Origin of the sequence: Pseudoalteromonas shioyasakiensis (assembly GCF_001550135.1) — a bacterium.
Classification (GTDB): domain Bacteria; phylum Pseudomonadota; class Gammaproteobacteria; order Enterobacterales; family Alteromonadaceae; genus Pseudoalteromonas; species Pseudoalteromonas shioyasakiensis.
The window spans coordinates 1-13111 of sequence record NZ_LRUE01000012.1 but is presented as its reverse complement, the minus strand read 5'-3'; the positions used below and the strand labels follow the sequence as shown (position 1 = coordinate 13111).

The 13111-nt window shown below is 42.6% G+C and carries 13 protein-coding genes; 9 read left to right on the top strand and 4 right to left on the bottom strand.

The genetic code is table 11. The features are described 5' to 3' along the window. Window positions 1-75: 75 nt before the first annotated feature. Entirely contained in the window at window positions 76-708 is a 633-nt protein-coding gene (gene fabR / locus PASHI_RS04735) for an HTH-type transcriptional repressor FabR (RefSeq protein WP_054554482.1), read from the bottom strand. 116 nt (window positions 709-824) lie between these two features. Between fabR and PASHI_RS04730 the strand changes: the two genes are divergently transcribed. After that, window positions 825-1958 carry an acyl-CoA desaturase gene (locus tag PASHI_RS04730; RefSeq protein WP_058586121.1) on the top strand — a complete coding sequence of 378 codons (1134 nt, stop codon included), beginning with the start codon at window positions 825-827 and terminating at the stop codon, window positions 1956-1958. 13 nt (window positions 1959-1971) lie between these two features. Then, window positions 1972-3402 (top strand): Si-specific NAD(P)(+) transhydrogenase, encoded by a 1431-nt coding sequence (gene sthA / locus PASHI_RS04725; protein ID WP_062564769.1) that lies wholly within the window; start codon window positions 1972-1974, stop codon window positions 3400-3402. 59 nt (window positions 3403-3461) lie between these two features. On the opposite strand, the gene hemE is transcribed toward sthA, so the two are convergent. Further along, complete coding sequence (hemE, locus tag PASHI_RS04720; RefSeq protein ID WP_054562901.1) at window positions 3462-4526, bottom strand: uroporphyrinogen decarboxylase; 1065 nt, start codon at window positions 4524-4526, stop codon at window positions 3462-3464. A gap of 612 nt (window positions 4527-5138) precedes the next feature. Between hemE and PASHI_RS04715 the strand changes: the two genes are divergently transcribed. Further along, a complete protein-coding gene (locus PASHI_RS04715; RefSeq protein WP_054562902.1) occupies window positions 5139-5609 on the top strand; it encodes an Rsd/AlgQ family anti-sigma factor in 471 nt (156 codons plus the stop codon). A 142-nt stretch (window positions 5610-5751) separates the two neighbouring features. Further along, window positions 5752-6798 (top strand): S66 peptidase family protein, encoded by a 1047-nt coding sequence (locus PASHI_RS04710; RefSeq protein WP_208855480.1) that lies wholly within the window; start codon window positions 5752-5754, stop codon window positions 6796-6798. 54 nt (window positions 6799-6852) lie between these two features. Here the strand turns inward: PASHI_RS04710 and fkpA are convergent, their stop codons facing one another. Next, window positions 6853-7608, bottom strand: coding sequence for an FKBP-type peptidyl-prolyl cis-trans isomerase (gene fkpA, locus PASHI_RS04705; protein ID WP_062564767.1), 756 nt, complete (start codon window positions 7606-7608; stop codon window positions 6853-6855). Between the two features lie 200 nt (window positions 7609-7808). Between fkpA and PASHI_RS04700 the strand changes: the two genes are divergently transcribed. Next, on the top strand, window positions 7809-8807 hold the full coding sequence (locus PASHI_RS04700; protein ID WP_062564766.1) for a WD40 repeat domain-containing protein: 999 nt from the start codon (window positions 7809-7811) through the stop codon (window positions 8805-8807). Beyond that, window positions 8794-9006, top strand: coding sequence for a SlyX family protein (locus PASHI_RS04695; RefSeq protein WP_054554490.1), 213 nt, complete (start codon window positions 8794-8796; stop codon window positions 9004-9006). The genes PASHI_RS04700 and PASHI_RS04695 overlap by 14 nt, the downstream gene beginning before the upstream one ends. A 42-nt stretch (window positions 9007-9048) precedes the next feature. Here the strand turns inward: PASHI_RS04695 and PASHI_RS04690 are convergent, their stop codons facing one another. Continuing rightward, complete coding sequence (locus tag PASHI_RS04690) at window positions 9049-9252, bottom strand: YheV family putative zinc ribbon protein (RefSeq protein ID WP_054562906.1); 204 nt, start codon at window positions 9250-9252, stop codon at window positions 9049-9051. A gap of 129 nt (window positions 9253-9381) precedes the next feature. On the opposite strand from PASHI_RS04690, the gene PASHI_RS04685 reads away from it, so the two are divergent. The 3 genes from PASHI_RS04685 to PASHI_RS04670 all read left to right on the top strand — a co-directional run. After that, complete coding sequence (locus PASHI_RS04685) at window positions 9382-11301, top strand: ATP-binding cassette domain-containing protein (RefSeq protein ID WP_062564765.1); 1920 nt, start codon at window positions 9382-9384, stop codon at window positions 11299-11301. Then, window positions 11288-11707 carry a TIGR02444 family protein gene (locus PASHI_RS04680; RefSeq protein WP_062564764.1) on the top strand — a complete coding sequence of 140 codons (420 nt, stop codon included), beginning with the start codon at window positions 11288-11290 and terminating at the stop codon, window positions 11705-11707. Before PASHI_RS04685 ends, PASHI_RS04680 begins: the two co-directional genes overlap by 14 nt. Before the next feature lie 272 nt (window positions 11708-11979). Next, window positions 11980-13111 (top strand): IS3 family transposase gene (locus PASHI_RS04670; protein ID WP_156426457.1). Its coding sequence is split into 2 segments (ribosomal slippage), with 1133 coding nucleotides annotated over them: window positions 11980-12253 and window positions 12253-13111; the frame shifts between segments, so codons are not numbered across the junction. This gene is flagged as partial in the annotation.

Below are 13111 nucleotides of genomic sequence, written 5' to 3'. Positions count from 1 at the left end.
ACTGACTATTTAGAATTCAGTTACTGATTTAAACAAAAAACGATACACAAAATGGGAACAAAAATCCACCATGCTTTAGGCTGTTTTTTCTACACTACCTTTACTATCACGACCATACAAAGTGGCACCGCGAGCAATATAGCGTAATTGCCAGATCAAGCGTTCAACCAGTTCTTCACGTTGTGTCCCTTCAATATCGAGGGCTTCGGCACCGGCGTTAAATACTAAAGTCACCATGGCTTCGGCTTGAATATATGCATGAGTTGGGTCGCACGGAGTTTCGCTTTCAAGGTAATGCGCAAGCTCTAAAATGAAATGTTTAATTTCACGAGCAACCGCAGCACGAAATGCTTTTGAAGTTCCTGAGCGCTCACGCAATAACAATCTAAATTGGTTGCTCGAGTTATCGATGAACTCCATAAAGGTCACGATTGATGTCGTGATCACACTACCGCCGCTCTCAATACGGCGGCGCGCTTGGCGCATAAGCTGGCGCAGTGTTAAACCAGCTTCATCAACCATGGTCAAACCAAGCTCATTCATGTCTTTAAAGTGGCGGTAAAAAGAGGTGGGGGCAATCCCTGCTTCACGGGCAACTTCACGTAAGCTTAAATTAGAAAAACTATGATCGGCACTCAATTGATTGAATGCAGCCTCGATTAGTGCTTGTCGTGTTTTTTGTTTCTGTTGCGCTCTAACACCCGACATGGAAACTCCCAGCGTGAACTTTTAATGATTTTTCGGTTAATGAGACAGTCTAATACTTGACGCGGAGAGAATGAAACACTATTTTAGCGTACAACTGTACGCCGAGATTTATTCAGATGAAAAAACCACCGATTATTTGGACCAATGTGCTATTTTTTAGCCTTACATTTTTGGCCGCGATCACCCTTGTTCCTTGGTATGGCTTTAGCTACGGATACACCAGTACACAGTGGATAGCCTTTGTTGGCTGTATGTTCTACGCCGGACTTTCTATTACTGCAGGTTATCACCGTTTATGGGCACACAAAGCCTATGATGTGCATCCTGTTATTGAAGTAATTTTTGCCTTAGGCGGCGCTTTTGCATTACAAAATAGTGCTTTGCACTGGAGTAGCGATCACCGTATTCACCATGGTCAAGTCGATGATCCAATCAAAGACCCTTACGCCGCTACTAATGGCTTTTGGTATAGCCACATAGGTTGGATGCTGCGCGATTATCAAGGCGAGCAATACGGTAACTATAGTAACTGCCGAGACTTACAAAAAAACAAAGTTGTTATGTGGCAACACCGTCACTATATGAAGTTAGTCGTCGCGACTAATTTTGGTATTCCTCTACTACTTGGTTTAATGCTTGGCGATGTATGGGGCATGTTATTACTGGTTGGTTTACTGCGCTTGGTATTGAGCCAACATTTTACCTTTTTTATCAACTCGCTGGCACATATTTGGGGTTCACGTCCGTACACAGAAAAAAACACCGCCCGTGATAATGGCTTTTTAGCGCTATTCACATACGGTGAAGGCTATCATAACTTCCACCACATTTTTGCTAGCGACTATCGCAATGGCATTAAGTGGTATCACTATGATCCAACTAAGTGGATGATCCGCTCTTTAGCGGCAATCGGTCTTGCTTCAAAATTAAAGCGCACACCGATTGAGCGAATCGAAAAGGCCAAAGCAGAAACCTTGATGAATAAGACTCAAGGTCGCCTTGCAAAATTGCCTTTAGCGCAAGATAAGCTTACATTATTACAATCTGAGTACGATTTACTGCTGAAAAAACTGCAACACTTCTGTGCCTTGCAAAAACGCGTGTTAGAAATCAAACGTAATAAAATGATGAAACAGTGTGAAAAATCAGCATTAATGACACAATATCACGAGCTTGAAGCCGCTTGGGAAAACCAAAAGCAGGCTTGGCTTGCACTAAATGCGAGGTTGTTAAAAGCCTCTTTTAGTTAACATAGGAGCGGCTGTGGCCAAACAACAAGTAAAGCAAAAAGATACTCCATCTTATCAATATGATGCGATCATCATAGGTACAGGTCCTGGCGGTGAAGGTACCGCCATGAACCTATCTAAAAGTAACAAAAAAGTCGCTGTTATTGAGCGTCAAGAAGCAGTAGGTGGCGGTTGTGTGCACTGGGGTACTATCCCGTCAAAAGCATTACGTCACTCTGTAAGTCGTTATATTGAATATAAAGCAAACCCGCTATTTAATATTAGTGAACGCCCTAACCGCTTAACTTTCCCAGATATTTTGCGCCACGCAAGTAACGTCATTTCAAAGCAATCTAATTTACGCAGCAGCTTTTATGAACGTAACCGCATTCATATGTATCAAGGTGATGCTGAATTTATTGATAAACACACTATCAAAGTGACGCACCTAGACGGTTCGTTTGAAACGCTTACTGCACAAACAATCGTTATTGCTACTGGCTCGCGCCCTTACCGTCCACCAGGTGTAGACTTTAAACATCCACGTATTTACGACAGCGATACCATTTTAGGCCTTGAAGATGACCCTCATCGTGTGCTGATTTATGGTGCCGGTGTAATCGGTTGTGAATACGCCTCTATTTTTAAAGGCTTAGGTGCCAAGGTTGACCTAGTGAATACCCGTGACCGCCTACTTGCCTTTATGGATGCGGAAATATCAGATGCTCTAAGCTATCACTTTTGGAATAGCGGTATTGTTATTCGTCATAATGAAGAGTTTGATCGCGTAGAAACTCGCGATGACTGTGTGGTAATGCACTTAAAATCAGGCAAGCGCGTAAAAGCTGACTGTATTTTATTTGCCAATGGTCGTACTGGTAACACAGACACATTAAACCTTGAAGCTGTAGGCTTAAAAGCAGATGGTCGTGGCCAGCTTAGAGTGAATGAAACATACCAAACAGAAGTCGACAACATTTATGCTGTGGGCGATGTAATAGGTTACCCAAGCCTTGCCAGTGCAGCATTTGACCAAGGCCGTATTGCAGCCGATGCGATTGCATGTGGTAACTGTGATGAAAAGCTGATCATTGATATCCCAGCAGGTATTTATACAATTCCTGAAATGAGTTCAGTGGGTAAAACAGAGCAAGAGTTAACAGCTGCAAAAGTCCCTTACGAGGTAGGCCGCGCTCAATTTAAGCATTTAGCACGTGCACAAATTGCAGGCACCGAGGTGGGTAGCTTAAAGATTTTATTCCATGTTGATACCAAAGAAGTACTGGGTGTGCACTGCTTCGGTGAGCGTGCCTCTGAAATCGTTCACATCGGTCAAGCGATTATGGAACAAAAGAACGGCGGTAATAACATTGATTACTTTGTAAATACCACGTTCAACTACCCGACTATGGCTGAAGCCTATCGCGTAGCTGCATTAAATGGCTTAAATCGTTTGTTTAAGTAACGAAATAAATTACAACAAAAAGCCCGCTTAATGCGGGCTTTTTTACGATTAGCTTTTGCTTATTTGTGGTATTTACCACTGAATTCATGAACCGCGTTGATAAATACACCTGCGTTTTCTGGGTCTACATCTGGTGTAATACCGTGACCTAGGTTGAATACATGGCCAGAGCCTGTACCAAAGTCTTCTAGGATAGTAGCAACTTCTTGGCGAATGCGCTCAGGCGTGCCATGCAGCATTGCTGGGTCCATGTTGCCTTGCAGCGCGACTTTATCGCCAACACGACGTTTTGCATCACCGATGTTAATAGTCCAGTCTAGACCTACTGCATCACAGCCTGTTGCTGCAATGGCTTCAATCCACTGACCACCATTTTTAGTAAATAACGTCACTGGTACTTTACGGCCATCATGTTCGCGAATTAAGCCATCAACAATCTTGTGCATGTATTGTAATGAAAACTCATTGTAGTCACGTGGGCTTAATACACCGCCCCATGAGTCAAATACCATTAACGATTGCGCGCCCGCTTTAACTTGCGCGTTTAAATAGTCGATTACTGAGTCAGCTAATTTATCAAGTAATAGGTGCAGTGTTTGTGGCTCTGCAAAGGCCATTTTCTTGATTTTACCGAATGTTTTGCTGCTACCACCTTCAACCATGTAAGTGGCAAGTGTCCAAGGTGAACCAGAGAAACCAATTAGCGGTACTTCACCTTTTAATTCGCGACGAATCGTACTTACCGCATTCATCACATAACCAAGCTCATCAGTTGGATCGATATTTGGGATTTTTTTAACATCTGCTAATGAAGAAATCGGACGTTCAAATTTTGGACCTTCACCTGTTTCAAAGTAAAGACCTAAGCCCATAGCATCAGGAATAGTTAAAATATCACTGAATAGAATTGCAGCATCAAGCGGATAACGACGTAATGGCTGTAACGTTACTTCACAAGCAAGTTCAGCGTTTTTACATAAACTCATAAAGTCGCCTGCTTGGGCACGTGTAGCACGGTATTCAGGTAAATAGCGGCCAGCTTGGCGCATCATCCATACCGGTGTGACATCAACAGGTTGCTTTTGTAGTGCACGTAAATAACGATCGTTTTTTAATTCGCTCATGCGTATAGAATCCTAGAACTGAATGAAATTGAGCAGATTGTATCACCATATTGCGCGTCTCACTATGGATAGATAATCAAGGCTAGATATAGATCATGTTTTTTCAGCCAACCTAAGCCTAATGTGCGTTTTTTGAGCGAAAACAAAATAAATTTAAAACTTTCTATTAATAAATTTGCAACATACAAAAAAGCTTGGTATAACTTACCCCGCGTTAACAAAAAAAATAATAAAAATCTTATAACAATAAGAACAACAATCTTCCCATAATAATAAGAACGCTTGTTTTAACAAGTCTAAGAAAAAGAATTAAACCACCAATTTTGGTGGTTTTTTCTTTTCTAAATCAGCAAATTACAACTCATCCGCTTAGATAAAAATTGCAAAATTAATACTAGTAGTTTTGAATCAATTCCCATACACTGCAATGAGAGCAAAAAAAGTCCACTCTAAAAACAAGGTCATTTTTTGGCCTATTCAATGCTGAAAAGTATGTCTTTAGAATGACTTTTACAATCTGTTGCAATTAGACACTAAGAATTTAGTTGATCTTTGTGTCATATTTCCTTTTTATATATACAAAGGAAAACCTACTCAGCGAGGAGATGAAATATGCTGACGCGTTTGGAAAAAGCTCAACAAAAATGGGGTGGTAGTCACTCTGTAATCGACAAATGGCTCACAGAACGTCAAGAGCTGCTTGTGTTGTTCTGCCGTATTGCAGGCTTTTCACCGTACGAAAAGAAAGATCATGCCCTTCCTGATCAGCTGCAAATTCAAAACTTTTGCCAAATTCTGATGGATTACCTTTCTGCTGGCCATTTCGAAATTTACGACGACATTGCCAAAGCGTGTGAAGAAAAAGGTCCTGAGAGCCAAAAGCTGGCGAATGCCTTATACCCGCGCATTTCTGAAACCACAGATGTAGCACTCGACTTTAACGACAAATACGCAGAAGTTGACAAAGATGACTTGCTTGATGAGTTTGATAAAGACCTATCAATCTTAGGCGAAGCACTTGAACTGCGCTTTGAGCTAGAAGATGAGTTAATCGACAACTTATATTCTAATCACACCAGCTAACAGCTTAGTTGCACAGCAGAGAAACACTCTCTGCTGAAGTGTTTTTGCCTTGCCAAAAAGAATCATCTATTCCATTTTGTAACAAATATTTGAAATATTTTCTTCAATGCGATACTCATACTATAAAAACATGAGGCTCGCTATGAATAAACGGTCATTTTTAAAGTCACTTTCAATCCTTGCCGCTGGCGCAAGTTTAACATCAGCTCCTTTAATGGCGGCGCAGAATAGCAGTACCCAAACATTAATTAAGCCAAAAGCGCTGGAAAAAGGCGGCACAATTGGTGTGTGTAGCCCGTCAGCTGCCACTGCCGAACAGGCTGATATCATACTAGCAAAAGGCGTTATAGAGGCACTGGGATACAAGGCTAAGCTTGCACCAAACATTTTAGCAAGACGCGGACATTTAGCAGGCACTGATGTAATGCGAGCCGGCGATTTAAACAGTTTATTCAGCGACAAAGAGGTTGATGCCATTTTGTGTTTACGTGGCGGTTCAGGCGCTGCCCGTATTCTACCTTTGCTCGACTACGCAATGATCCGTAACAATCCAAAACCTCTATTGGGCTATTCAGATATTACCGCTCTTCATAACGCCTTACTGTCTCAAGCTGGGTTAATCAGCTTTCATGGTCCAAATGCATCGAGTGACTGGAACTCGTTTCATGTTGCACAATTTAAGAATATGTTCGGAGCGCGTAAGTTGATGCATTTCCAAAACTTACCAAAAGCCGATGATGAGCTTGTTAACACTCAGTACCTGACCCAAACGATTACACCAGGTAAAGCCTCTGGACGATTAATCGGCGGTAACTTAACGGTACTGACAGCCCTCGCAGGCTCGAATTATTTACCTGACTTTGATGGCGCAATTTTATTTTTAGAAGATATCGACGAAGCGCCATATCGAATTGACAGAATGATGAGCACACTAAAACTTATGGGCGCACTTGATAAAATTGCAGGCTTTGTATTTGGCGATTGTAATGACTGTAAGCCAGGCCGCGGTTATGGCTCGTTAACCCTTGACGATATTTTTGCAGATTATATAAAACCGCTGGGAATTCCTGCCTATCGTGGGGCTATGATTGGCCATATTAAACGCCAATTTATTCTGCCTGTTGGCACTGTGGTTGAGCTTGATGCAGATAGTGGCACATTAAAAATGAAAGAAGCGGCATTTAGTTAATAAACTTCGCGCATAAAAAAAGGGCTTTTCAGCCCTTTTTTATTGAGTTAAATATTACTCAGCTGGTACAGCTTTGTCATCGCTTTGGATTTCAAGTAATTCTACTTCGAAAACAAGCGTTGAGTTTGCTGGGATCTTACCAAGATCACGCTCACCGTATGCAAGTTCAGATGGAATAGTGAACTTGTACTTAGAGCCAACTGGCATTAATTGTAAACCTTCAGTCCAACCTGGGATCACACGGTTAAGTGGGAAAGTAGTTGGTTCGTTACGTGAGTAAGAGCTATCGAACTCAGTACCGTCTAATAAAGTGCCTTTGTAGTGTACTTTAACAACGTCAGTTGCTACTGGCTTTTCGCCTTCACCTTCAGTGATCACTTCGTACTGTAGGCCAGACTCAGTTACTGTAACGCCTTCTTTTTTCGCGTTTTCAGCTAGGTATTTTTCGCCTTCAGCTTTGCTCTTTTCAGATTCTACTTTCGCTTTTTCTTGTTGCTTAGTGCGAATGCTTTGATCAAGCGCCGTTAACACTTCACGAATTTTTTCGTCATCAAGTTTAGCGTTACCCGCTAGTGCGTCTTCAAAACCACGCTTAAGAAGTGCTTCGTCTAGTTCAACGCCTAGCGCTTTTTTATCAGCAAGGTCTTGGTTTAAGAAGTTACCAACAGATGCACCAATACCGTATGCTTGTTGTTGAGCTTCAGTCTCTAGTTTAACTTCAACTTGCTGTTCTTTTTTTGCTTCCTGATTACAAGCTGTAAGCGCTAAAACTGACGCTGCAATCAATGACAATTTAATCGTCTTTCTCATTTTATATCTCCGACACACTTTGCAGTTGTCAATTATTGTATTATTACTAGTTAAAGATTAACGACCTACATGGTAGGCTGCTTGTCTAATAACTAACGTCATGCCTATGCATGATCAGCGATTAGACTAACAACCTAGGCCTTCAACGAGACCTAGTCTAACCTCTCAATCACTAAGAGTTAAGGGGAAATACTCGTAATATGTCGATATTTCGTACTTTTTTGTATCTGCTCAGCCTTTGCTTAGTTGTAGCCTGCTCTGAGCAACATGAGCAATCAACTGCACGCTATGAGCATGCGGCTAAAGGTGCCTTCGCCAGTGCGCTGTCACACGATGGCAAATACAGCTTAATCTCATCAATACACCATGGGGTCGCACTGTGGGATAATCAACAACAGGTGCTAAAATACCAATGGTTTCAACAACAAAATGAAGATAGCTTGGTTCATACTGTTGCTATCTCTTACGACAATAGCCATGCAGTTACCGCTGAGAAGTCCACCTTTGCAGTGTGGGACATTGCCACGGGCAACAACACGGGTTATTACAAAATACACGCCTCAACAATTCGAGATATCGCGATAAGTAACCAAGGGCGCAGTGTATTATATGGCCGCGCCGACGGTGTAGTCGTTTACCTCGACTTAGAGAGTGGCAGGCGCATAGAGTTCCTTGGCCACCAAGAAAAAGTCAATGTTGTTGATCTATCGCCTAACGGTCACTACGCCATTAGCGGCTCAAATGATTATGTTGCTTACTTTTGGGATACTCGCACAGGGCAAGTGATCCACCGCTTTAATCACCCAAGTCGCGTTACTCAAGTCGCCCTTGATCCACAAGGTCGTTACGCATTTACCGCAGACAGTATGAAGCAAGCAAATGTATGGCAACTGACTACTGGTGATCTTGTTAGCAAACTGGCGTATATTGCGCGTCAGAAAATTTTTACCGCCGTCCGTTTTAACGATGAAGGCACTTTAATTGCCACCGGTTCACCCAATCGATTGGTTGATTTATGGCAGCTAGAGTCGGGTAAAAAATTACAAACGTGGCAAGTGATTCCTCGTGAAGGAAGCCGCCCGAAATCAGCCGTGGTGTTAGATGTTGCGTTTACTGATAACAACCAAGCGTTATTAACCGAAAGCTCCAGCGGATTCGCTGAAAGTTTTAATCTAAGAGAATCAAATGAATACAATTGAAGATCGTCTAATGGAACTTGAAGCGAAAGTCGCTTTTCAAGATGAAACAATTGAAATATTAAACGATGAGCTTAAAGCGCACCAACAGCAGCTGGCTAAAATGAAACGCCAGACAGAGTTACTTGCAGAAAAGATTAAAGAAGCGCAGCAGCCATCTTTAATGTCACAAATGCAAGAGCCGCCACCGCCGCACTATTAATTAGGTAGTGATAGAGTAATTAGGTAGTGATAGAGCCGGGAATTAATCGCCCGGCTTAAATACACCAATCACTTGCTCAAATTGGCGTGTTGAGGCTTGCACTGCCTGCTCTGGTTGCGTCATTTTGTGGCCACACTGTACGCACTCCACTTTTTCCACATCATGTTCTTTATAAAGCATCATGGTATCCATGGCCTTACACTCAGGGCATGATGCGCCAGCAATAAAGCGTTTCTTTTGTCTCATAAATGATCTCCCGTGGCATGTAGGCGGCTATTTTAGCCTAATAATTCTCTGTTTGATACGATTGCGAAGGCTAATGTGATCCGTGTTATGATAGCGGCAATTTAATCAGTGCTGTGCAAGTAAACATTCATGATCCAAATTTCAGACATCGAACTTCTACGTGGTGGTAACGCCTTACTAAAAGGGGCCTCTGCAACCTTATTCCCAGAGCATAAAGTCGGCCTTGTTGGCGCTAATGGCTGTGGTAAATCAACGCTGTTCGCGCTATTAAAGTCTGAATTGCAACTCGATGCCGGTGAATACCAAATTCCTAAAGACTGGTCAATTGCCTCTGTGAAGCAAGAAACACCCGCGCTCGAAATCAGCGCTCTAGATTATGTATTACAGGGTCATCCGGAATATTACGCGCTAAGAATTGCACTACGCGAAGCTGAGCAAAATAACGACGGCGATGCGCAGGCAAAAGCACATATTGGCCTAGAACATATTCAAGGCTATAGCATTGAGGCAAAAGCAGGAGAGCTATTACACGGTTTAGGTTTTAGTAATGAGCAAATAGACAACCCAGTGAGCGCCTTTTCTGGTGGCTGGCGTATGCGCTTAAACTTAGCACAAGCACTGATCCGTGATGCCGATTTATTACTGCTGGATGAGCCAACCAACCACTTAGATCTCGATGCGGTTTACTGGTTAGAGCGCTTTTTACGTGCCTACACAGGCACTCTAGTGCTTATTTCCCATGACCGAGAATTCTTAGATGCCGTTGTTGACCAAATTTGGCACATAGACGCACAAAAAATAAATGTTTATAAAGGCAATTACTCGCAATTCGAACGCCAAAAAGCAGAGCGCTTATTACAACAACAAGCGATGTTCGAAAAGCAACAAGAACAAATTGCTCACCTAGAAAAATTCATTACGCGCTTCAAAGCAAAAGCCAGTAAGGCTAAGCAAGCACAAAGCCGCGTAAAAGCCCTAGAGCGTATGGAAAAGCTGGCTCCAGCCCATGTTGACTCACCCTTTGATTTTGAATTTGCTGAGCCAACAGCACTGCCAAACCCATTAATGACTCTCGACCAAGCCAAAGCAGGCTATGGCGACACCACCATTTTGCATAGCATCAAGCTAAACCTAGTGCCGGGTAGCCGTATTGCGCTGCTTGGCCGTAATGGTGCGGGTAAATCAACACTGATTAAATTATTAGCTGGCGATTTACAGCCTCAAGCAGGAGAAGTATTTCAGCATCAGGGCTTAAATATTGGTTACTTTGCGCAGCATCAACTCGAGTCACTCGATTTAAAAGCCAGTGCAGTGACCCATTTACAACGTTTAAATCCGCAAGCTCCAGAGCAATCATTGCGTGACTTTTTAGGTGGCTTTGCATTCTTTGGCGATAAAGCACTTGAGCCAGTTGCGCCATTTTCTGGCGGTGAAAAAGCCCGTTTAGTACTAGCAATGCTGGTGTACCAAAAGCCAAACCTACTGTTACTGGATGAGCCAACCAACCACCTCGATTTAGAAATGCGCCATGCTTTAGTTATGGCGCTGCAAGGCTTTGAAGGCGCTATGGTGACCGTATCGCACGACCGTCATATGCTTAAAAATACCGCTGATGAGTATTACCTCGTTGATAACGGCGAAGTAACACAATTTGGTTATGACCTTGATGCCTATTACCAATGGCTACTGAATGCCAATAAAGAAGCTGCTAAAAGCCCTGAAGACAACGCCCCTAAAGCCCATTCAAGCGTTAACCGCAAAGAGCAAAAGCGCTTAGAAGCTGAGTTTAGAAAATCAGTGCAGCCGTTGAAAAAGCAAATCGAAAAGCTTGAAAAGCAACTTGATAAGTACTCTACAGAGCTTGGTGAAATCGAAAACGCACTTGCCGACAATGACTTATACAATGATGAAAATAAAGCCAAACTGACAGAGCTACTCGCTAAGCAAGCAAGCTTAACACCCAAGCTTAATGACGTTGAAGAAGAGCTTCTCATGGCACTTGAAGAGCTTGAAGAAAAAGAGCAGGCCTTTGCCGATGAAACCGCTTAACAGCGAAGAGTTTTGGCAGTTTGCATGTCAGCTTTACAGCAAAGACGGCATGCAAGCAAAGCTACTAGGCTATCAAGACCAGCAAGGCAAAAATGTGAACCTTTGCCTGCTGCTTTATTATCTTGATTCTTTAGAGCTGGCTGTAACACCCTTTCAACTGAGTGAGCTTGAGTCGTGCATTGCCGAATTTGACCAGCAAGCTTTACAGCCCCTACGAGCCACACGCGCCTACCTGAAAACTATTCAAAACGAGATTTCAGACTACCCTAACATCCGCAAAGAGCTACTTAGCGCAGAACTAAAACTAGAAAAACAACAGCAACAATTACTGATAAACACAGCGAATACGATGGCATTCACTCAGTACACAAATGCTGAAAATATAAGGCTTTATGTCGGTAGTTAGTTAGCGAGTTAGCGAGTTAGCGAGTTAGCGAGTTAGCGAGTTAGCGAGTTAGCGAGTTAGCGAGTTAGCGAGAGTAAAGTTTAAAGAGTCTAGGTCAAGCCTAATCAGAGGAAAGGTTTACATGGATTATGTTGGGCTTCGCTGTGCTCAAACCAACCTACCCGAAGAATGAACAAAGTGAATGCTGAGTAAGACACCGCACTTAACAACTCCACCGCTCAACTGACTGATCTGACTCCATAAAAGTAGACACCTTTTTGGAGTCAGTAATCATGAAAGTAAAGTCACAGCGTAGATATTCCCTCGAATTTAAAATAAAAGTCGTTCAAGAGTCGTTAGACACCACAGATACAGTTAAGATGGTCGCTAATAAATACGGTATTCATCCTGACATGCTATCAAGTTGGAGAAGTCACATGACCTCGAAGAAGAAAACATCAAAGCCACTTAAGAACCAAGGCCCTGACAAATCATACACAGATTTAGAGCGCCAAATTCGCAAGCTTGAGAAGCAACTCGAAGATGCTCAGTTGGAGAATGACGTTTTAAAAAAGGCGAAGGTCTACTTCGACAGCCTAAAAGAATAAGGTTCGAATATATCCACAAGGTCACAGACGCCAAACGCACAGTGAAAAAGTTGTGCAGTTGGTTATCTGTGTCGCCGGCTGGGTATTATAAATGGTTAAAGCAATTACCTAGCACACGCCAGAAAGAGAACAGTTCGTTACTTAAGTTTCTAAAGCATATTAGCGACCAGGAGCACTGTATCCCGGGCTATAGAAAGCTTTGGGAAGCAGCGGTAGCACATGGCTTTGATTGCAGTAAAGGACGTGTGCAGAGACTTTTACAAAGCGTTGGGTATCGTTCAAAGTCAGGTAAGAGGCGCTATACAAGCCGCGCGAAGAAAGAAGGTACAATCAAAGCGAGTAACTTACTACGACGCCAGTTTAATGTTGATGCAGTAAATACCGTGTGGGTTTCAGATATCACACAAGTACGCTGTAAAGATGGTTGGCAGTATTTATGCGTCATCCTTGATTTGTATTCTCGTAAGGTTGTTGGCTGGGTAACAAGCCGGATAAACAACGCCGAGTTAGTTATTAAAACACTGAGAAAGGCATGGTCTGCACGCAAACCTGATGGTTCGAACTTGCTCTTTCATTCAGATCAAGGAGCTCAGTATGTCGCAAAGGAAACAGTGAAGTGGTTAACTAATAGAGGTGTCACAGTGAGTATGTCTAGAAAAGGCAACTGCTGGGATAACGCATGCTCAGAAAGCTTCTTCGCGCAGTATAAAAAGGAGTGGATAAAGAATTTAAATGAACTGAGTCGTAGTGAAATGACAACACAAACGTATTTTTATATTGAAAAATACTACAACTCAGTAAGAAGGCATGGCACCCT